The organism is Nostoc sp. (genome assembly GCF_036917135.1).
Taxonomy (GTDB): domain Bacteria; phylum Cyanobacteriota; class Cyanobacteriia; order Cyanobacteriales; family Nostocaceae; genus Nostoc.
Genome location: NZ_JBALEA010000076.1, coordinates 80,618 through 101,448 on the forward strand (window position 1 = coordinate 80,618; position 20,831 = coordinate 101,448).

Annotated in this window: 17 protein-coding genes; 2 read left to right on the forward strand and 15 right to left on the reverse strand. The window is 41.7% G+C overall.

Annotated features, from left to right (window positions below; all coding sequences use genetic code 11):
• Nucleotides 1–33 precede the first annotated feature (33 nt).
• Nucleotides 34–1,083: a J domain-containing protein gene (locus tag V7K50_RS23845; RefSeq protein WP_334964374.1), complete on the reverse strand. Its 1,050-nt coding sequence runs from the start codon at nucleotides 1,081–1,083 to the stop codon at nucleotides 34–36.
• A gap of 351 nt (nucleotides 1,084–1,434) precedes the next feature.
• Between V7K50_RS23845 and V7K50_RS23850 the strand changes: the two genes are divergently transcribed.
• Nucleotides 1,435–2,271: an LssY C-terminal domain-containing protein gene (locus V7K50_RS23850; RefSeq protein WP_334964376.1), complete on the forward strand. Its 837-nt coding sequence runs from the start codon at nucleotides 1,435–1,437 to the stop codon at nucleotides 2,269–2,271.
• A gap of 146 nt (nucleotides 2,272–2,417) precedes the next feature.
• Here the strand turns inward: V7K50_RS23850 and V7K50_RS23855 are convergent, their stop codons facing one another.
• The 13 genes from V7K50_RS23855 to kdpA (V7K50_RS23915) form a co-directional block, all read right to left on the reverse strand.
• Entirely contained in the window at nucleotides 2,418–2,786 is a 369-nt protein-coding gene (locus V7K50_RS23855; protein ID WP_334964378.1) for a hypothetical protein, read from the reverse strand.
• A gap of 801 nt (nucleotides 2,787–3,587) precedes the next feature.
• The gene (locus tag V7K50_RS23860; RefSeq protein WP_334964380.1) at nucleotides 3,588–5,321 is read right to left on the reverse strand and encodes an iron uptake porin; all 1,734 of its coding nucleotides are present in this window, start codon (nucleotides 5,319–5,321) and stop codon (nucleotides 3,588–3,590) included.
• A gap of 620 nt (nucleotides 5,322–5,941) precedes the next feature.
• Complete coding sequence (gene pabB, locus V7K50_RS23865; protein ID WP_334964382.1) at nucleotides 5,942–8,125, reverse strand: aminodeoxychorismate synthase component I; 2,184 nt, start codon at nucleotides 8,123–8,125, stop codon at nucleotides 5,942–5,944.
• A gap of 455 nt (nucleotides 8,126–8,580) precedes the next feature.
• The gene (locus tag V7K50_RS23870) at nucleotides 8,581–10,041 is read right to left on the reverse strand and encodes a hypothetical protein (protein ID WP_334964384.1); all 1,461 of its coding nucleotides are present in this window, start codon (nucleotides 10,039–10,041) and stop codon (nucleotides 8,581–8,583) included.
• 83 nt (nucleotides 10,042–10,124) lie between these two features.
• Nucleotides 10,125–10,379, reverse strand: coding sequence for a DUF7219 family protein (locus V7K50_RS23875; protein WP_334964386.1), 255 nt, complete (start codon nucleotides 10,377–10,379; stop codon nucleotides 10,125–10,127).
• The gene (locus V7K50_RS23880; RefSeq protein ID WP_334964388.1) at nucleotides 10,379–10,930 is read right to left on the reverse strand and encodes a pentapeptide repeat-containing protein; all 552 of its coding nucleotides are present in this window, start codon (nucleotides 10,928–10,930) and stop codon (nucleotides 10,379–10,381) included. Before V7K50_RS23880 ends, V7K50_RS23875 begins: the two co-directional genes overlap by 1 nt.
• Before the next feature lie 37 nt (nucleotides 10,931–10,967).
• Nucleotides 10,968–12,668, reverse strand: a complete 1,701-nt coding sequence (gene kdpA, locus V7K50_RS23885) for a potassium-transporting ATPase subunit KdpA (RefSeq protein ID WP_334964622.1) — start codon at nucleotides 12,666–12,668, stop codon at nucleotides 10,968–10,970.
• Nucleotides 12,669–12,719: 51 nt separating this feature from the next.
• Nucleotides 12,720–13,118, reverse strand: coding sequence for a hypothetical protein (locus V7K50_RS23890; protein WP_334964390.1), 399 nt, complete (start codon nucleotides 13,116–13,118; stop codon nucleotides 12,720–12,722).
• Between the two features lie 50 nt (nucleotides 13,119–13,168).
• Nucleotides 13,169–13,465 (reverse strand): TrkA C-terminal domain-containing protein, encoded by a 297-nt coding sequence (locus tag V7K50_RS23895; protein ID WP_334964392.1) that lies wholly within the window; start codon nucleotides 13,463–13,465, stop codon nucleotides 13,169–13,171.
• Nucleotides 13,466–13,933: 468 nt separating this feature from the next.
• Nucleotides 13,934–14,572, reverse strand: coding sequence for a K(+)-transporting ATPase subunit C (kdpC, locus tag V7K50_RS23900; protein WP_334964394.1), 639 nt, complete (start codon nucleotides 14,570–14,572; stop codon nucleotides 13,934–13,936).
• Nucleotides 14,572–14,841, reverse strand: coding sequence for a potassium-transporting ATPase subunit F (locus V7K50_RS23905; protein ID WP_334964396.1), 270 nt, complete (start codon nucleotides 14,839–14,841; stop codon nucleotides 14,572–14,574). The genes kdpC and V7K50_RS23905 overlap by 1 nt, the downstream gene beginning before the upstream one ends.
• Before the next feature lie 7 nt (nucleotides 14,842–14,848).
• The gene (kdpB, locus tag V7K50_RS23910; protein ID WP_334964398.1) at nucleotides 14,849–16,987 is read right to left on the reverse strand and encodes a potassium-transporting ATPase subunit KdpB; all 2,139 of its coding nucleotides are present in this window, start codon (nucleotides 16,985–16,987) and stop codon (nucleotides 14,849–14,851) included.
• Between the two features lie 261 nt (nucleotides 16,988–17,248).
• Nucleotides 17,249–18,994, reverse strand: a complete 1,746-nt coding sequence (gene kdpA / locus V7K50_RS23915; protein ID WP_334964400.1) for a potassium-transporting ATPase subunit KdpA — start codon at nucleotides 18,992–18,994, stop codon at nucleotides 17,249–17,251.
• Nucleotides 18,995–19,781: 787 nt separating this feature from the next.
• Between kdpA (V7K50_RS23915) and gloA2 the strand changes: the two genes are divergently transcribed.
• Entirely contained in the window at nucleotides 19,782–20,168 is a 387-nt protein-coding gene (gene gloA2, locus V7K50_RS23920; RefSeq protein WP_334964402.1) for an SMU1112c/YaeR family gloxylase I-like metalloprotein, read from the forward strand.
• Here the strand turns inward: gloA2 and V7K50_RS23925 are convergent.
• Entirely contained in the window at nucleotides 20,125–20,826 is a 702-nt protein-coding gene (locus V7K50_RS23925; protein ID WP_334964404.1) for a nucleotidyltransferase family protein, read from the reverse strand. The two genes, gloA2 and V7K50_RS23925, sit on opposite strands and share 44 nt — an antisense overlap.
• Between the last annotated feature and the right edge of the window lie 5 nt (nucleotides 20,827–20,831).

Genomic DNA, 20,831 nt, shown 5'->3' on the forward strand with positions numbered 1-20,831 from the left:
ACCAAGCTAAAACTTGTTAAGAAAAATGAATTCCTATCTCATTAATTCTGACAACATCTGCTCAAGAATATCTGACATAATTTCCTCGTCTAAGGAGTGCAGAGTTGGTGGTCCACCAAGAAATTCTTTGATAGTGATCTTCTGTTCTCTAAAGTCCTTGACAAAATCCCGAATCTGAGAAACAACGTTAATTTGATTGTTTATTGTTTCTACCATAATAGCCATTGAGTCAATGCCTTTTTTAGCAGCTTTGCGAGAATCAGAAACCATAGATCCTTCGGGAGTATTTTTTACCAAACGTAGTTCGCGTTTCAAATTTTCATATTGAGTCAGGAGAATTTGATTTTGATGTTCTATCGTTCGACATTTACGAGTTAAATCATCTTCGCTATTAAGATCAATAATTTCTCCCACTTGGTGAAGTCGCTCAATTTCTAGAAGTCTTGCCAAATCGCCTTCTTGGTAGGCTTGATTGATTGATTTCATGATTTCTGTATGATCTGTCTGTGTCTCGCTGTCTTTTACCTTGTCAGGGTGGAAGATTTCAGCTAACCTCAGAAATGTTTCACGAATTTTTCTCTTATCCTCTGTTCTAGTTACAGACTGAGATTCTACAGATTCTTGTGCTTGCCAATGTTGATGGCGACCTTCAGCAGTTTCCCTGGAAAAATCTGATTCTGGTTCGGGGTTGTCAAACAATTCGTCTAACTCTTTATTGAATTGTTTGCCATTTGGTTTGAGACTAATGATTCCTGTCAACTGGAGATTGAGGTAAACTGCCTCTATGTTTTTTAGAGTTTGTTTCCCAAACTTTCTAGTAGTAAAGATTTCATCAAATAGAGCATGAATATCCTGGTCTAACTCAGCCATTTTTTGAAAGCTGGGACTAGCTTGATGAAATATTTCTGTGGCGAAAATTCGCGTCTGTTCAACAAAGTTATTCAGTTCTGTCCGTTTTCTCTTAATCTGCTTGAGTAGCGATTGGTGTGATTTTTCTAGAAACTGTAAGCGGATATGTAATTGAGAGAGAGCCAGTGGAGTTGTAACAGTCGAGTGGGATGAAGGTGGGGTTTTTCGAGTCATAGAAGATTTATGCTTTTTCAAGGGAAAAAACTCTAACGACAATTGACACCTTAATGATGATACCTGAATATGTACTGAGATTAATTTTCTGGAGATAGCTGTGCTTGTAATTGCTGCACTTGTTCTACTGTTAAATCTGTTACCATGTTAGCCGTATGATTACTTCAATAGACATCTCCGAAAAAGAATTGTTTTGACGTAGCAGTGCTACGTCAAAACAAGGGTTCTGGGTAACGCATATTTAATTTGTGGAAATGTCTAATGAACACTTGCAAAGTTTTTTCACAACATTGTTGACAAGAGTGCGATGATTAATTGAAAAAGTCAATATAGCTTGGTCGCCGAATTCAAATGCAACAAGCCCATAACTCAAATAGTGATGCCCGCCCCAAACATCGACATTGGTTTTGGTATATTTTTGGGACGTTAGTTGGTTTATTCGGCTTATATGGACTGGTGAGTTATATCGTTTTACCAGCGCTGTGGCGTCACTACGAACATAACCCCAACCTGGAACATTCTCCGAAAACGACGCAAACGGCAGAAGGGATCTCTGGAGATCCTTTGAATATTGGATTTGTGGGTACAACAGCAGAAGTGGTGCAGACGCTACTGGCAGCAGGCTGGTATCCGGCAGACCCGATCACCTTACGCTCAAGTGTTGGAATTGCTAAAAGTGTTCTCCTCAAGGATTCTTACCCAACTGCACCTGTAAGTAATTTATATCTGTGGGGACGCAAACAGGATTTAGCTTTTGAACTACCTATAGGAAACAATGCCAAAACTAGACATCACGTTCGCTTGTGGCAATCAAACAACCTGAATGCTGATAGTAGACCCTTATGGTTAGGTTCAGCAACATTTGACCAAAGCGTGGAACTTAGCCACCGCACAGGACAGATTACTCACCATATTAATGCAGACATTGATGAAGAAAGAGATAACGTAATTAAAAGTATTGATTTGACACACCAGATTGCCCAATTATATCAAGTCACAGGTATAGGGGCTACATGGGTTGGTCGTAACGGAGGAGGTGACAGATATTATACAGATGGCGAACTAACTATTTGTGTACTTTCAATGAATAATATTGCTCAAACAAAACCATCAACTTATTCACCATCACCAGAGCCTGTTCAGTTCAAAAATCAACTGTGGTCATGGCTGCGACACTATTTTAAATAGCTCAACTCAAGAAAACAGGATAATTTTATGCTGTTACATCTCCAATTTAAAAATATGCAGTTTTGCGTTGATCGCGTAGAGTGTAACTCGATGGATGGGCTTCGTACCTCAGCCCATCCTACCGCGCTTGAGTGCAAAGGACATTCTTATCTCGGTTTGCAGGTTGTGGTAAGTTCTACATTGTAGAAAGTTCCTGGTTTGGGATTAATTGAACGCAACTCCTGGATAAAAGCATTAAATCTTGTATTGCTTATGCCGAAGCCAGCTTCAGCACAAGCAGATAAACCTCCTTCGATGGGAATAGATCCGACACTGGGACTATATACAATGAATTTATCGACGGTGCTAGTGCCGACTGCAAACCCGATAACCTGGCGAACTGTTCGCAAAACGGCATTATCTAAGGAACCACCAATACTGCCAATACTGATATTAACCGCACGACTTTCAGCCACAGCCGGCGCACTAATGGACAATACTGCCCCGACAATCATGAAACAGGTGAACTTTTTCATTTTCCTCTCCTCCAAAAAATTGAAAAACTAATAATTAGGTTTAGTTACATAATCAAGGCGGGCAAGATGCTCACCCCACAAGATGCTGAAAAAATTTTAATATGCAAATTAGATGTGTTTTAGCTTATCAAACACTTACCAAATTACTGAAGTCTGCCAAATCCTTGCTCTTGACAATCCTGAACTAAGGGGAAAGGGCGGGTGCTGGGCGATTGTCAGTGCAGTGAACGAGTTCAGTTGCACCGTGAGAATGTGGAATTGTGAGTACGCCGTTGGGTTGGATGCTCTAATCTTGTCTGCTCTGCTTCACTTAAAGCTGGTAAATCTGCCATCCCTTCGGTAAAAAATTGACTATCACCACTCAGTCTTAACCCCAGTTTTTCCTCGACTTGGCGAAGGGTGGTAATTTTTTACCCTGTATACACAAGTCCTAAAAACCAAGCTGATAGGACTTTCCTCGTTCCCAGGCAAAGCCTGGGAACGCATTCATTGAGACTCTAACTCAATGTCTGACAGGAGGCAGCAGCCCCTAATCAGGCATTCCCATGCAGAACATGGGAACGAGATAAACGAAAAAACAATGGAAAATCAAGCTTTTTTCGACTTGTGTATAGTCCACATAACTAATTATGCGGACATGATATAGGGAGTCATTTACGGTCTCTAACTGTACTAAGCTAATCGGCATTCAAGTTGCATATTCAGGGCGGGCAAGATGCCCACCCCACAAGATATTGAGGAAATTTTAATATGCAAGTTAGATGTGTTTTAGCTTACCTTACAGCAAATGGTTGTAAACCTTTAGAAGGTGAAGGTAGTTCTTAGGGTACCAATGATTGCATCATCGTTGTTGCCATTAAGTTGACCAGGATTGGTTAACCAAATTACCCCAGGAGTAATAGAAATGTTGTCGCTCACGCGATACTTATAGAAACCTTCAAAGTGGTATGGCTTATCACCAGCGCTACCTCCAACATAAGGTTCAACACCTGCGAAAATTCCTAAAACATTGCCCTTCTTACCAAAGTCTGGCAGAGCTACCCCAGCTCCATAACTCCAAACTTCACCATTATTATTCACACCAAGTCCTGTGATGTCGCTGTAAACCGCAAAGCCACTAATAGAGATTTTGTCACTAGGTTTAAAAGCAGCCTCAAAACCGTAGGAATCACTTAAATATGGATTAGTACCATTTACAAAGTTGGCTTGTGCAGTACCGACTACACCAGTTGTTGTACTCGCAGAGCCGGCATCGAATAAAACAGTACCTGCATTATGATAACCGTGGACATAGGTTGCAGCTAAGGTGATGCGATCGCCTATTTTTAAGTTCAACTGTCCTAAAGCAGCATAGTTACCATCGAATAAACCCGTATTTAGTCCAGGGTTATTCGCCTGAGATCCCAAGTAACCAAAGGTTAATGAAGGTTGGAAGCCACCTTTCCCTTTACCAAAGGGTAAGTTAACGCCGATACCAGCACCGCCGCCAATCCGATAGATGGGGCTTTCAGAAGCAAAGGTAGACAAAGCACCGTTACCCCCATCATAATCCTCAAAGTATGGGTTGACGGTAGGAACGTAATCACTTTGAATACCTCCACTAGCAGCTACATAAATTTGGGAGTTGCCAAGGGGGAAGTAATAGGATAACCAGTCTATATAAACACCGTTGTTGGTGGAAGGTGACAGATTAAAGGTTTGAGTCCCTTCAAATGTGCCATTTCGTAAAGCCAAGGGATTTGCGTTACCAGCTGCAAGCCTAGTATGCAAAGTATCTTTACCTGTAAAGCTGGTTTGCAAGTCTAAACGCACCCTGTCTTGGAAAACAGTATTGTTGTTGTCGTTGTTGCCAAAGTTGTCGGTGACAGCAAAAATTGCTTCACCAACCAGCTTGGTTGTAGTCGAAAATTGATGTGCTTCTAGTTCAGCAGTCCGTGTTTCTAGAGAATCTACTCGACCACGCAGAGTTGCCAGTTCTCCCGAAAATTCCTCTTGCAAACGCTGGAGGGTTGACAAATCCTGTTTTGTCACCAAGCCCGAAGTTGCTGTCGCAATCAGTTCATTAACCCGATCTAAACAAGCATTCAAACCTGCGGCAAACTCATAACGAGTCAGTGCCCGATTGCCACGATAAGTGGAATTTGGGTATCCTGCGATACAACCATAGCGTTCAACCAGGGATTGCAAAGCTTGGAATGCCCAGTCAGTCGGTTGTACATCAGAAAACTGAGAAACTGATGTGACTTGAGATAGTGAATTCTGGTTATTGCCTTCGCTGCTGTAGCTGTTAACCTGTTCTAAAACTTTATTATCATCAGTCTTTTGGGCAACCAACTGGCGATTAACTTTTGGTTGCTCTGTTTGAATGAATATTGAAGCAGCAGAAGCTATTGGTGCTTCTGTTTGAGTAATTTTTGCCTTTGTATCTTCAGAAGAGCTTGCTACTTCAGTCGCCATAGCTCTAGCGGAAACCAACACTGTCACTCCCAAAACTACTGGACTTAGTACCAGAGTTTTCCACAATAGATAAGACATTTTTTATTTTCCTTTTCCAAAAAATACCCGAAATCAGTGGGCTGAAGAAAAAGAGAATAAGCGATTATTCTACTTATTAAAAATCTTATCAGATTGCTGTTACCTCAGCTATATCTAAGAGAATTTTCCCGGATGAAGAATCGTAAAGTTTTGCAGAAGGCTTGTTTGCCAAAGATAACGGTTATACAGGATTTTAGCTCAAACTTTTGGCATTTATTGACTTTATCTTCTTGTTTTTAGCCATGATTTGTGGTAAAAACTTTTTTCTTTAAATTATTCCTGAATCAATAAAGTGTGTTTATGAATGAGGCTTTAATTATCAATACACATCTCCGAAAAAGAATTGTAGAGACGTAGCACTGCTACGTCTCTACAAGGGTTCTGGGTAACACATATTTAATTTATGGAGATGTCTAGTAATTATTGATGATTAATTTTTTTGACCCTCCACTCTGCGGAATGTCGGATATAAATCAATGCCGTTCATTTCAGCCCAAAATCCTTGATATAGAAAGCCTAAAAAAAACGTGTAGGTTCGGTTGAGGAACGAAACCCAACCTACGAATATTCTTAACCGAGCAGTATGGATACACATTTCCATCCTTGTTTAACCCCCTGATTTACGCGGTTAATTTTTCATAACTATCAACAGTTGTTGTTTCTAATCCCAGAATGTAATACATATCTGCTTCAGATGTTCCGTGCATCGTCAGAACCAGAGCATCGATTAAGGCTTTGGCTTTAAGCAGCGTTTCCTGAAACTCCATTTCCGGCTCAGAAAGTGCTACGATGCCGCCACCGATACCAATGGAAGTTTGATCAGGAGTTAAAACAGCAGTGCGAATGACAATATTTAAGTCGGCTGAACCATTCAAACCCAAAAAGCCGATCGCACCTGAATACACTCCCCGCGCCTCTTGTTCGAGGCGATCGATGATTTGCATGGTGCGAATTTTGGGCGCACCAGTCATTGAACCTCCGGGAAATGAAGCCCGTATGCAATCTACCGCTTGTAAGTCTGAACGTAACCGTCCGCGTACCGTTGTCACCAACTGATGTACTGTTGAGTATGTTTCGACATCCATTAATTTTGGTACGTGGACACTACCAATTTTACAAACTCGTCCCAAATCATTGCGTAACAAATCGACAATCATCAGATTTTCAGCCCGATCTTTTTCGCTGTTGCGTAGCCTCTCACGGAGGACGAAATCGGCTTCGGGGGTTTCTCCTCGGTGTAGAGTTCCCTTAATGGGCTTAGTTTCTATCCATCCTTGACGATCAATTCGTAGAAACCTTTCTGGAGATGAACAGGCGATAGCTACGCTCGCCGCAGGCATCGCAATCTCACCAAAGCGTAAAAATGCAGAGTAAGGAGCAGGATTGATTTTACGTAATGTGCGATAGAAGGTCAATGGATCGGGGATTGTATCGGTGTAAAGCTGATTCGTCAGGCAAACTTGATAGGTTTCCCCTTCGTGAATTTCATCCAAGCACTGGTGAATATCTTGAATGTAATTTTGGTAATTGCGACTCAAACTGAATTTAACTGGCTGACAATTTTCCTGGGGTATAAGAGAAGAAAGAGGATTTAAAGTTTCGAGTTGTTGTTGGATAGTATCAAACCAAGTTTCTACCTGTTCTGTTTGTCCCTTTTTGATTAATTGCAGCAAATAAAGACACTGTTCTTGATGATCGATAGCAATCATGCGATCGGCAAGTAAGAAAATTGCATCAGGTAATGGTGAAGAATGCACCACTGACGATCCACACTCGGCTTTAACTTCATAGCCAAAATAGCCAACAAACCCACAATTAAAATCAAAAGGTAACTCATCAGATTGACAAAATCGGCAGTCTATTTCTCGCTTCAAATACTCAAAAATACTTTCGCTGCGACGAGTCACGGTATCTGACTGGGTGATGATAATTTCTTGGGTTTGGGTATGATATCGCACCAATAGACTGTTTACCCCGCTTCCATCACCCATAAATGAAAAGCGAGATAGACCAAATTCCACGCGACTGCTATCTAACCAAAAAGCATTCGGTGTATCCTCAAATAGTTGTACAAATATTTGTTCTGTATTTGGGCAGATATCTAATTTACGCGTATATAATTCAAATTTTTCTTCCTGTTCTTGGCAGGGTTCATCTATAGCAGGAGTAACAGATTCATATCCAATGCGATACTGTTTTTCTGGACTTCTTGAGAATTTTTCTGTAAATTGCAGCGTAATATCTCGAAAGTTTTCTAGTAATTTTTGTCCATATTCTGTACAGATAGATTCTGGGTGAAACTGCACACCCCAAAAAGGTAAATAGCGATGACGCAATCCCATCACCAATCCTTCTTCAGTCCAAGCAATTTTTTCTAGACACTCAGGTAGTTCATCAGCAACTAACAATGAGTGATAACGCACCACAGAAAACTGATTGGGAATGCCTTGGAATAATTTTGAATTATTATGATAAATTTTACTGAGTCTACCATGTCGAACTTCCGGTGCATGAATCACTCTTCCACCATGTAAATAGCCAAGCCCTTGATGCCCCAGACAAACTCCCAGCAATGGCACATCCACATTCTCAATTATTTGCCGGCAGACTCCAAAATCTTCTGATCTTTCTGGACGACCGGGGCCAGGTGAAATTACAATGTTGTCAAATGTAATTTCTTTCAATTCATCCCAGTTAAGCTGATCGTTACGAATTACCAGAGGTAGTTCCCCATTTATCTCGGCAATCATCTGGTAAAGATTAAATGTATAAGAGTCATAGTTATCAATAATTAGCGTTTGCATACATAGTCAATTATCTAGCACATAGAACATTTTTGCATCTAGAATAGCACCTAGATAATACCAATTCTATGTGAGGCTGTGCTTTATTGATGTAGGGGCAATTCATGAATTGCCCCTACATATTCAGGACTTACGCACAGGTAACGGAAAATCGAACCACAGAGGACGCAGAGTACACGGAGGAATAGGAGTTTAAGAAGTTTCTTGCGTAATACCAATTCTGTATCAAGATGCGCTAAACCATGCTTAAGTACAAGAAAGGAAAACGAATCGTAAAGTCCGCAAAGGACACAAAGTAAAGAAAGAAGTTAAAAGGGTTTGGCGGAGCCTCACAAAGAGATGGTATAAGTCCTAATATTGTGATTTGGCGTAAGTTCTATAGGCGCATCTTCAAAAAGAAAGGGTTTAAGAAAATTTTCCCGCATGAATGATGGCTTGTTTGCCAAAAGTCACATTTATACGAGAATTTCACTCGATCTTGTGCCATTTCTAGACTTTATCTTCTTGTTTTTAACCCGGATTTGTGGTAAGTCCTTTTTGTCTTTGTAAAAGTAACAGATTTCTACTAGAGTTGGCCAGATTTCTAGAGAACCGTGAAATTGGCTAATGACATCATCGATAATTCTGGAAACATTTTGCTGAAAGAAGTCTGGTTCAAATCCGTAAAATACTCTCGATAAATTCTCAGCAAATAATTGCAGAGACAGCTTACGTTCTTCATTCTGGGCAGATATTGAGGCTTTGATTACCTGTCTGTGGATAGCAGCGATTTTTTCCAGTATTTCCTCAGAGTCCTGCAATGTTACCTCGCCAGAATAATCAAACTTGATTCCCAAGTCATCAAGATGATAAACACTGCTTTTAATCTTCCTTTTGAGGAGGCTACATATTTCCTCATTAAAGAGTTCACTAGCGAGAGGGTTACGCATATAGTTATTTCTAATATGATTTTGGACAGCATCAACGTGTGCAGCCACAATCCCCTCTTGCTGTATCCAAATTCTATAGATATAATCTTCAAACCTGAGTCTAGTTGGGAAAAATGGTGGTAAACCTAGCTGGTTATCATATCCAGCTACTCCACAATCCATTCTCCAGTTTTTGTTAGTAATAACAGGTCTAAAATTAGTAAGAATATAAAAATCATTTAGGTCATTTGGACTAATTTGATTTTCATCATTGAGATACATGTGAATAAAATCAAGTGTATCGATATCATTAGTTCCGGTGCGAAAGGTCTGGGCAATTTTGACGATGGCATTATTCAATACTCTTCCTGGTTGTAATACCAGGCTGTTCTCTCGAAAATAACCCTTAGTGGTGTTGGTTTCTAAATCCATTGCTGTATCAACAACCAATTCTCCAGCCTCGAAGTTTTCTGGTACATGGCTGGCTTTTTGACCGAGAACATCACCAAAAGCTGTGAGTAAGTCAAAAGATTTATGGACGTAGCCACCTTGTTGGTTAGACTTAATTAATTTTCCTCGACATATTTCATCACCTGATAAAGATTCTGGGCTAGTTTCAATTAATGCATCTGGTCGCATATCGTCATCGGCACTAACCATTAAATGTCCAAGGGTATACATCAGCGTGAAGTTGCGATTTCCTCCATAGCTGGGTCGAAATAAGTTTTTGACTAGTGATTCTAGCTTGCGATCGCGCAGTCTTTCGTTTAAAAATGTAATAAACTGCTCTTTCTCTTGGGGTCCGACATAAAACAAGTCATTGACGGTCTTAGTCTGTTCTAAAAGTGGGTAATATTTCTCGTGGTTGGCAATGCTGGAATCATCAAAGACGATCATTTTTACAGCATGACCATTTGCCCAGAAATTCTCATCATACTTTTCGATGGTCTGTGCTACATCTCTCAGTCGATGAGTTGGAATCACAAATATTGTCTCTTTCTGTTTCATAAAATTTGTTCAGGTTTATCAAGTAACATGTCAAAAATTCAAGGTGATCAGCCAATGACTACATCTAGGATTAGTCAACTAAATTAAACTGATAAATCGCTACCAATTCCTAATTTATTTTTACTCACCTCCAACTGTTTCCAAAGTACTTCAATTTTACTTAAAGCTTCTTCTGGAGATAGTTTGCCGCCAGTCTCTAAACTAGTGATGTAGCTAATTCTTTGAGCAAATTCTTGGAGGTTGGCATTAAAAACTAAGTTCTTTGGCTCAAATTTACCGTGATAGCGATCGCGCGGGTAGAGAAAGCTATTTTTATCTTCATAATTAGGCTGTAGCATTAATTTATTCCTGATGAAAAGTTGGAGTTGTTAACTATTGCTGATCGATGGCAGCGACTTGATATCAGCCCATTTGGTAATACTGTTTCGCAGAGATTGACAGAATTATAACCCTGGATATCATTGTTTTTTGAAGCTTTGATAAGATTTGCATAACTAAGATTTGCATTTCTAAAATCGGTTCCTTCTAGGTTGGATGCTGACAAGTTAGCCTTTTGTAAATCAGCATCACTTAGCAATGTATTCTTGAGGATAGCTCCAGTTAAATCGGCTCCTTGTAGATTTGCTTGCCGAATATCTGCCCACTCTAAATTTGCATACCGGAGATTAGCATTTTTCAGGTTAGCTCCCTGAAGATTTGCCGATCGCAAGTCAACTCGCTCTAAGTTCGCTCCCGAAAAGTTCACGGACGATAAATTACAACTGAAACATTTTCTTGTTTCTTGAAGCTGTTGAATTCCATGTTGTCGAAGCAAATCATTACCTTGGCTAACCAAGGAGGGAGTCAGGACAAATGGTATCGGAATTAAAAGTCGAAAAAGGGGATTCATAAATACAAACTCTAGTCGAAAAGTGAGAAATTAAAGGTTATTTTCCTATGGCAATTTGGAAGGCTTCAGCAACAGGACCTAATACCAAAACAGGAAAAAATGTTAATGCTCCTAGAATCAAAATGGTGGCAGCAGTCACGCTCGTAAATAGTTTGGTATCTGTATTTAGGGTGGCAATTGAGGCAGCTACGGGTTGTTTGCACGCCAGGCTATCTGCTAGCAGTAACAAAGCAACGATCGGAATAAACCGTCCCATCCAGAGGGTAAATGCTGTTGTCAGGTTCCACCACAAAGCAGTCGGCGCAGGTTGGGTGTCTGCCAAGCCTTCAAAACCGGAACCGTTGCCGGCAGCTGCCGATGCATACTCATAAATCACCTGGGTAAAACCATGAAAGCCAGGATTGCTCATACCTGCAAGTTGTTCAGGAAAAGCTAGGGTAATAGCACTGGGGAGTAAAATCAATAACGGGTGGATCAGAATAATTACGCTTGCTAGGGTAATTTCCCGTTTTTCGATTTTTCGTCCCAAAAACTCTGGGGTTCGTCCCACAATTAAACCAGTCAGGAACACTGCCAAAAACATATACACCACCAAAGAAGCTGCCCCAGTGCCCATCGCTCCCCAAATCACTTGCAAAAACAAGTTGAGCAAAGCACAAAATCCACCTGAGGGCATCAGCGAGTCGAAGGCACCGTTAGCCGAACCAGTCATGGTTGCTGTTGTGGTGATGGCGAATAACGCAGTTTCTGCCCAACCCAACCGGACTTCTTTACCTTCCAAATTGGGCTGCTGACTACCTAGCAGGGCATTGACGGCGGGATTGCCCTGATATTCTCCGATCGCAGTTACGCTAATTAAGACTACAAAAATGGCAAATACCATCCACAATAGTCGGCGACTCTGTTTTAAGTTCCCGATGAAGATGCCGTAGGTATGAAGTAATGCTGTGGGAACCAGTAACATTGCCACCACTTGCACCAAATTTGTACCGCCATTGGGATTTTCAAAAGGATGAGCCGAGTTGCCACCAAAGAAGGCTCCACCGTTCTCACCCAGCATTTTGATGCTTTCAAAGTGGGCAATGGGGCCACGAGCGATCGCCTGAGTTGCTCCCTCTAAGGTGGTAAGATTTACAGTCCCGTTTAGGGTTTCGGGCACACCACCCAACATCAACAACACTGTACTGACAATAGCTAAGGGTAGCAATACTCGCGTCATCGAGCGAGTCAAATCGACATAAAAGTTGCCCAATTGTCTACCTGTTAAGCCGCGAATGAAGGCAATTCCCACCGCTAATCCCGTAGCAGGTGCAACAAACATTAAGAAGCCCAAGGCGGTGATCTGGCTCAGATAGGACATTGTGCTTTCTGGCACATAATGTTGCAAATCGGCAGCAACTAAAAATGAAATGGTGGAGTGTAACGCTGTGTCCCAAGTGGGTATGCCTAAATTGGTGGGATTCAATGGTAGTAAGCTTTGAAACATCAGCAGTAGTAGCGCCAAAGCTGCCATTGCTGTATTGCTCAGTAGAACAGCGATCGCATAAGTTTTTCCAGTCATGCTCTCTTGTGGTTCAATACCCATAAGCAGATAAATTAACCGCTCCAATGGGTTCATCACTGCATCGAGACAAGTTCTTTCCATGAAAAAGACTTCAGCTAGGTAGTGTCCGACGATTGGTACTGACACGACAACTAGGAACAGAGTGAGGAAGATTTGCACAAAACCTTGGAGCATAATTGAGAAGCATGACATCAAGCGATCGCTATAGTGTAGCGATAAACTCACCTATTTAGGGCTATAGTCAGAGCAATTGAGTGCTTGTTTCGTGAGAGCAATAGCGGGCTGTACTGCACACTTTAGATAACGGTTGTTGTTAAAAAACTGGCAGTTTTCACAGGGATATTGCTGTAAATGTTTGGAGCTTACTATCTCGTCTTTATATAGTGCTGCATTTCCTGGGGGATTTTCTAGCGCTTTGGAGAAAGATGAAACAAGATAAACGACCATTGCCCAAACAATCATGAAGGAAATGTGAGCCAAAAATATTGCTACAAAGGGGATGTCTCCGTTGTGTGGTTTGGTGTCATTCTGTGTTATCTTCACCAGGTTCGCTTCTAGGAGAGTGGACTGGTTAACACTTTTTTGGGCTGATACATCAAGTCGGAAAATCTCCGAAGTATGCATATTAAAAACCTTTAGTTAATCGAAGTCATATTCCGTAAATTTCATCTAAATTAAACAGCTTCTAGTAAGCAATTGTTGAGGGAATAGTAAACAGAATGAATTTTCTTGAGAGTGACTTTGAGAGCGGGAATCATCATGGGATGGGTTGCTATTGCTAAAATATAGTCTCCAGCAAAAATAGTCGGATTATCTGTCGTTGAGATTACTTGACTCTCTCTTAAAATCCCTAGAAAAACGCATCGGTCGGGTAAGTGAATTTCAGTTAAATTAAGACCGCAGTAAACGCTATTGTCTTCGATTAAAACACCAAACAGGCTTGGATCTAAAAGTTTTTTGTTTTCTAGCATGAAACATATTTTAACTCTAATAATATTGTCCAATATTTTAAAGATAAATATGTTTTTCCAGAGATATATTTTAAGGGTATATAAAATGTATTAAGCGAATAAAATATATGTTTATTGATTAGTTAAGTAGGTATATATTTAGAGATATAGTTATGATATAGAACAACAGGTTTTAGTTAAATAACGAACCGCAGAGGCGCAGAGAACACAGAGGAAGAGAGAAGGATTTTACCATGTTGATGTGGTGGACTGCTAGATGTGGAACAGTTGTAGGGGCACAGCATTGCTGTGCCCCTACCGCGTGGTCTATTTAACTGAAAATATCTGTAAAGTAATCCAATACGGTTCAGTTAAGGCTAAGACCCTTTTTTAACGAACCGCAAAGGACGCAAAGGACGCAAAGTAAGAGAAGAAAGATAAGGAAGAGAAGCTTAACTGAACTGTATTGTATTGATAAGTAATCTGGGTTTATTTCTTAATCTGATCGAGAGCTAAATTCAGCTTTAAAACATTAACTCCAGGTTCGCCAAAGATGCCGAGAAAGCGACCATCGGTATTTTGAGAAATCAAAGTTTCCAGTTGGTTCGGCTGAACTCCCCGGGACTTAGCTACTCGTGCAATTTGCGCTGCGGCGGCTTCAGGGGTAATGTGGGGGTCAAGGCTGGAAGCAGAACTGTAGACTAAATCGCCAGTGGGCTGCACACCTGCTTTTTTCAGACGAGGCAAGTCACCTTCAATTTTTTTGGTGGGATCGGGGTCATCTTTACCTTTGATCCGTTCTAGTAATGCGGGATTACTGGGAGCCAAATTACTAGCACCAGAAACTCCAGTTTTCAAAACTCCGCCATCGTCTTTTTTGGGATCGGCTGTGCTGTAGCTGGTGCTACTGGGACGACTGTTAAAATAGCGATCGCTAGTAAAAGGTTGACCAATTAAAGCAGAACCCACAACTTGACCGGCGCTATTTTTCAGTAGACTACCATTTGCTTGAAACGGAAACACAGTCTGCCCAATGGCAATCATCGCAAAAGGATAAATAATTGCTCCGATTACCCAGAGTACCAAGGTAGAACGAATAGCTCTACTAGCTTCGCGTGCAAAACTCATTAAAATTTCTCCGGTACAAACATGACAAAAAATAAATAGATGGAAAGCCCTAGCGTCGTCAGTCCTAACAATCCCAATCCCCAAGATTGACTGCGAGAAAGTTCTTCACCAGTAGCGGCATAGACTAGAGGTGCAACCACTAGGTTGAAACACATCGCCAAGAACAAATACAGTGGTAGCTTTTGTCTACGCCATTGATACCAGATTTCAGTTATTGCTTCTAATACTTGGGATGCAACGATCGTGCGTCGGAGATGAACGAGTTTCATAATCAATTTAAGACAAAGGTAGGATAATATCTATCAGTTTGATGGCAATGAAGGGAGCAATGATGCCGCCAAGGCCATAGATTAAGATGTTGCGACGTAGCAGTTGATCTGCTGTTAAAGGTAAGAACTTCACCCCTTTGAGTGCTAGGGGAATTAATGCGGGAATAATCAGGGCGTTGTAAATCAGCGCCGAGATGATCGCAGATTGGGCACTCTTTAATCCCATAATATTCAGTGCGCCGATGCCAGCAGCTGCAAAGATCGTGGGAATGATGGCAAAATATTTGGCGATATCGTTAGCGATGGAGAATGTTGTCAATGCTCCACGGGTAATTAGCAACTGTTTACCTATGGTTACTAAGTCAATTAGCTTCGTGGGGTCAGAGTCTAAATCCACCATGTTAGCAGCTTCTTTGGCAGCTTGCGTCCCAGAGTTCATTGCCACACCTACGTTTGCTTGAGCGAGGGCAGGTGCATCATTAGTACCATCTCCCGTCATTGCTACTAGCTTACCCTGAGATTGTTCGGAGCGAATCACCTCAATTTTATCTTCTGGAGTCGCTTCGGCAATAAAATCATCAACCCCAGCTTCTTCAGCAATTACTGAAGCGGTAATTCGGTTGTCACCTGTAAGCATGACGGTGCGAACACCCATGCGGCGGAGTTGGTCAAATCGTTCCCGCAGTCCAGGTTTCACAATATCTTTGAGGTAAATAACCCCATAAATATCGGCATCTTGGCAGACAGCTAAGGGTGTACCGCCTAAGCGGGAAACTCGCTCATAAGCTGCGTCTATATCATCAGGAACCTGGCCGCCACGAGAACGGACAAACCCTTTAATGGCATCTACCGCTCCTTTGCGAATTTGTTTACCATCAGGTAGATTCGTGCCGCTCATCCGGGTTTTTGCCGAAAATTCCACACCTTCGGCTTTGTCGATATTGAAGTCTACCCCAGCTTGAGACTTTTCTGCTAATATGACAATTGATTTGCCTTCTGGGGTTTCGTCAAACAAGCTAGCAGCTAGGGAAACTCGCGCCACATCTATTAGTGAGTGCTTATTCAAGGGAATAAACTCGTCAGCCATGCGATTACCCAAGGTGATCGTGCCAGTTTTATCCAGTACCAGGGTATTGATGTCGCCGCAGGCTTCTACTGCTCGACCAGAGGTAGCGATGACATTAAATTGGGCAACTCTGTCCATTCCAGCGATGCCGATCGCACTGAGCAAACCACCAATAGTTGTGGGAATCAAAGCTACCAGTAGCGAGATGAGAATAGCAACGCTAGCACCTGCACGCAAACTGTTTCCTGCCTCAGGGCCAAAGGCTGTGCTGATAAAGGTGGCAATGTAGCCAACGAAGGGAGGGATTGTTGACACCACAATCAAAAACACCTGTGTTAGTACTGCTAGCAATACCGTCAAGGCAATTTCGTTGGGAGTCTTGGTGCGTTGTGCCCCTTCTACTAGGGCAATCATGCGATCGATAAACCCTTGACCAGGATCAGCACTAATGCGAATTGTCAACTCGTCAGAGAGTAGGCGTGTACCTCCTGTCACCGAACTGGCAATATCTGTACCTGGTTGCTTCAGTACAGGGGCAGATTCTCCAGTAATGGCAGACTCATCTACTGAGCCAATACCTTTAATTACATCCCCATCGGCGGGAATCATGTTATTTGCAACCACCTGGACTAAATCGCCCCGTCGCAGTTCCGTAGAATTGACTTGTACTATAGAACCATCGGGGAGGATTTTGTTAGCGATCGTGTCCGATCGCGTCGATCTGAGTGAATCAGCCTGTGCTTTACCGCGTCCTTCAGCTACGGCTTCGGCAAAGTTGGCAAAAACGAGGGTGAAAAAGAGAATGAAGGTAATCAACCCGTTTAACAGACGTTGTTGATTGATATCTGCATGAATTGTGCCAAACAGATTTGGGTTAAGGGTAACCAGGAAGGTGACAATTGTCCCTACCCAAACAACAAACATAACTGGGTTTCTGACAGTAATTCGAGGATCGAGCTTGAGAAATGACTCACGAATTGCTCTCTGGTAAAGTCCCCGCATATCAGCTTTGGGGGTGTGTCTGCGCGAGTCACGAGTTCCAGATGGAATACGTGAAGGAGAATCAGCAGTAGTTGGCATACATTAAAGGATGGGGATTGGGGATTGGGGATTGGTTATTGGGGTTGGGGCATGGGGCATTGGGCATTGCTTACCTGACTTTTCACGGTATCTGGAAAACCTCTCTCTAAATCTCTCTCCTAAAAGGAGAGAGACTTTGAATTTTCCCCCTTCCCTTGCAGGGAAGGGGGTTAGGGGGTTAGGTTTTTCGTGGATTTTCCAGATAAGATAACGTGAAAAGTCAGCATTGCTTACACCCTCATCTCCCTCACTCCCCACTTTCTAGCCGATACCTTTGGAGATAAAGAAAGCTTCACCGATGGGGCCCAATGCCAGCACTGGGAAGAATGTTAGTGCGCCTAAGATTAAAATTACACCTGCGGTGACACCTGTAAATAGTCCGGTGTCGGTTCGTAATGTACCAGTTGTGTAGGGAACAGCTTGCTTACGAGACATACTATCGGCTAGGAGCAGCAGACCGATGATGGGGATATAGCGTCCAGCCAGTAAACTGAAGCAGGTACTCAGGTTCCACCATAGGGCGGTTACGGTTGTTTTTGTGCCTGTGGCGATCGCTAAGGGAGATGGTTGTGAATCTCCTAAACCTTCAAAACCAGAGCCGTTATTAGCAGCAGCTGAGGCATATTCGTAGATTACCTGAGAAAATCCGTGAAAGCCAGGATTGCTAATACCTGAGAGTTGATCGGCAAAAGCTAAGGCGATTCCCCCCGGTATCAAAATGGCGATGGGGTGAACCAGCAAAATCAGGAAGCTAGCAAGGACGACTTCACGCTTTTCAATCTTGCGTCCCAGAAATTCTGGCGTGCGTCCCACCATCAAACCTGTGACGAATACCGCCAGAATGCTATAGGCAAACAAGTAAGCTGTTCCTGTACCCTGTCCACCCCACATGATTTGCAGGAACATATTGGAGAGAAATATAAAACCGCCGGCGGGCATAAAGGAGTCGTGGAAACTGTTGACAGCGCCGCACATGGTGCCAGTCGTACTTACCGCAAATAATGCAGATTGTGCCCAACCAAAGCGGACTTCTTTACCCTCTAGGTTCGGTTGCTGACTGCCCAAAAGCGCATTTACAGCCGGATTACCGTTGTATTCTCCAATGGCGGTGACAATCAAAAATCCCAGAAAAATAACACCGACCATACCGTAGAGTAACCAGGCTTGTTTGATGTTATTTGCAAATAACCCATAAGTATAAATCAGAGACGTGGGAATTGAAAGCATTGCCACGATCTGAATTAAGTTAGAAAATGCGTTGGGATTTTCAAAGGGGTGTGCTGAGTTGATAGCGAAAAAGCCGCCGCCGTTTTCTCCTAGTTGCTTGATAATTTCAAAATGAGCAACTGGGCCAAGAGCGATCGCCTGACTAATGTTAGGGTCTTCTAAGGTGGGAAACACTGCTGGCCCCGCCAAGGTTTCTGGCACACCAAGGGCCATGAAGACGATGCCGCCGATAATACTAATGGGCAGTAAAATTCGGGTAATTGAGCGAATCAGGTCTACGTAGAAATTGCCCAAGGATCTACCAGTCAAACCGCGAATAAAGGCGATCGCTACTGCAATCCCCGTTGCAGCTGAAGTGAACATGTGGTAGCCTAGCCCCAGCATTTGACTACCGTAGCTCAAGTAGGTTTCACCAGAATAGTGCTGCTGGTTGGTATTGGTAATAAAGGAAATGGTAGTGTGTACGATAGTATCCCAGGTTGGGGCAGCTATCTTAGTTGGGTTAAGCGGTAGCCATTCCTGATTAGCGATCAGGAAGAAAATCAGCAACATCATGACTACATTGCTGTACAGGATTGCTCGCGCATACTGCCAACCCGTCATATTTTCTTGGGCTTGAACGCCAACCAAAGAGTAAAGCAATCGCTCAAGGGGATTCAAAATCACATCGAGAAAAGTTCTTTGCTCTAGGAATACACGCGCCATATAGCGCCCAAAAAAGGGAGTAATTACTACCACAATTAGTAGCGTTAATCCAATTTGAATCCATCCTTCTAGCATGAGTCAATCCAACTCCAATATGAGTAAATTTGAGATTAAGAGCAGATATTTTATTGCTATGAATCGGAAAAGTTTATGAAGTATATCGGCATCTTTATTAAGTAACTAACCTATAATTATGGGCTTTCCCAATCAATCATGGAGCTTTTTGTGAAAGAATACAAGGTATAAATTGATATTTAAACTAGGCTATATAAGAAATATATTTTTCTATATACATAAATCTTCAGAGCGTTTATCTTGATATATATCTGCAAGTATAGAAGAACATCTGAATACTAAAAAAATAGCTATTTGGCGCTAAAACTACTAAATTAAGACCAGCCCTTTCAAGGTGACTCGTAACATCTCTGTTTTTCTCTTTGCGCTGCGCGTAGCAAGATCCCCGGAGCAGTACAAGTCGGGTCACCGCAAGGGCACACTGACAACTCTATTGCCTCTGCGGTTTAAAAGTAATTTATTTAACCGCAGAGACAAGGCAGCGCGGTCTTGGGGGTTTCCCCGATGAGCGACTGCCGCGCAGAGAACACAGAGTTAAGAGATTAAAGAGGAATTTTTTGAGCAAAATTTTTACTCACCTTGAAAGGGCTAGTCCTATAAATATACAGGGTTCATCACGCTTAGGTAGCAAAAATCTAGGGTAGACTCTTCTTTCAAATACCATTTATCGCCTTACTTGTCAATGCTTTTAATGATGGTGGGAAGATTAAACAATTATTAAATAAACTTACTAATAAGTAATAAAAAATCATAAAATATTTTATTAAAATAAAACTGGATACAATTTATGAAAATTACTGCTATTCATCATATTGCTATTATTTGTTCTGACTACGATCGCTCCAAAAGTTTTTATGTAGAAATTTTAGGCTTTTCGATTATTCAAGAGACTTTTCGCGCCGAAAGAAGTTCTTATAAATTAGATTTAAAAGTGGCAGGAAATGCTCAAATAGAGTTATTCTCTTTCCCCAATCCTCCCGAACGCCCTAGTAAACCAGAGGCTTGTGGTTTAAGGCATATTGCTTTTCAAGTTGACGATGTTGAACAAACTGTTTTTTATTTAAAATCAAAAGGACTAGAAGTAGAAAATATCAGAGTTGATGAAATTACAGGTAAAAAATTTACTTTCTTTAAAGACCCTGATAATTTGCCATTAGAGATTTATGAACATTAGGCTTCAATACGCTACGAGTAGAATCAGTAGCTCTGGTAATTGATAGCAATTGTTCATAATCTTTTGGTGTGTCAATATCGATATCCCCTAGAGGAAACGGAATGGAAAACACTTCATTCAGGTTATTATTAATAACTTTTTTTGCTCCTGAAGTTTCTTTCAAAGCAGCAAGTTCTGAAAAAAATATCTGACTAAATAGAGCGGGTACACCTAATGTACCCGCATATTCGCAAACAATAATCGATTTTTTTGTCGAATAATATGCGTCAACCAGTTGATTAATAATTTGGTGAGAAACAAATGGCTGATCGCAAAGTGTAATAACTACTGCTTCTATTTGTTGAGGAAGATTATTTAACAATTCAATACCACTCTTGATTGAAGCACTCATTCCACAAGCCCAATCTGAGTTATTAACTACTGTAACGGGAAGCTGCTTAATTTCGGGATGAATCTGTTCTGCATTGGCTCCCAGTACTACTACCACAGGTTGACAAACTGAAGCGATCGCCATTTCTGTAATATATTGCAAAAAACTACGTCCTTGGTAAAGCAGTAGTTGTTTCGGTGTACCCATGCGAGTCGATGCACCAGCAGCAAGAACCATAATAGCTATGGTTGATTTTTCATTGTCTATTTGCTCAGTGTTAAATTCCATAATAG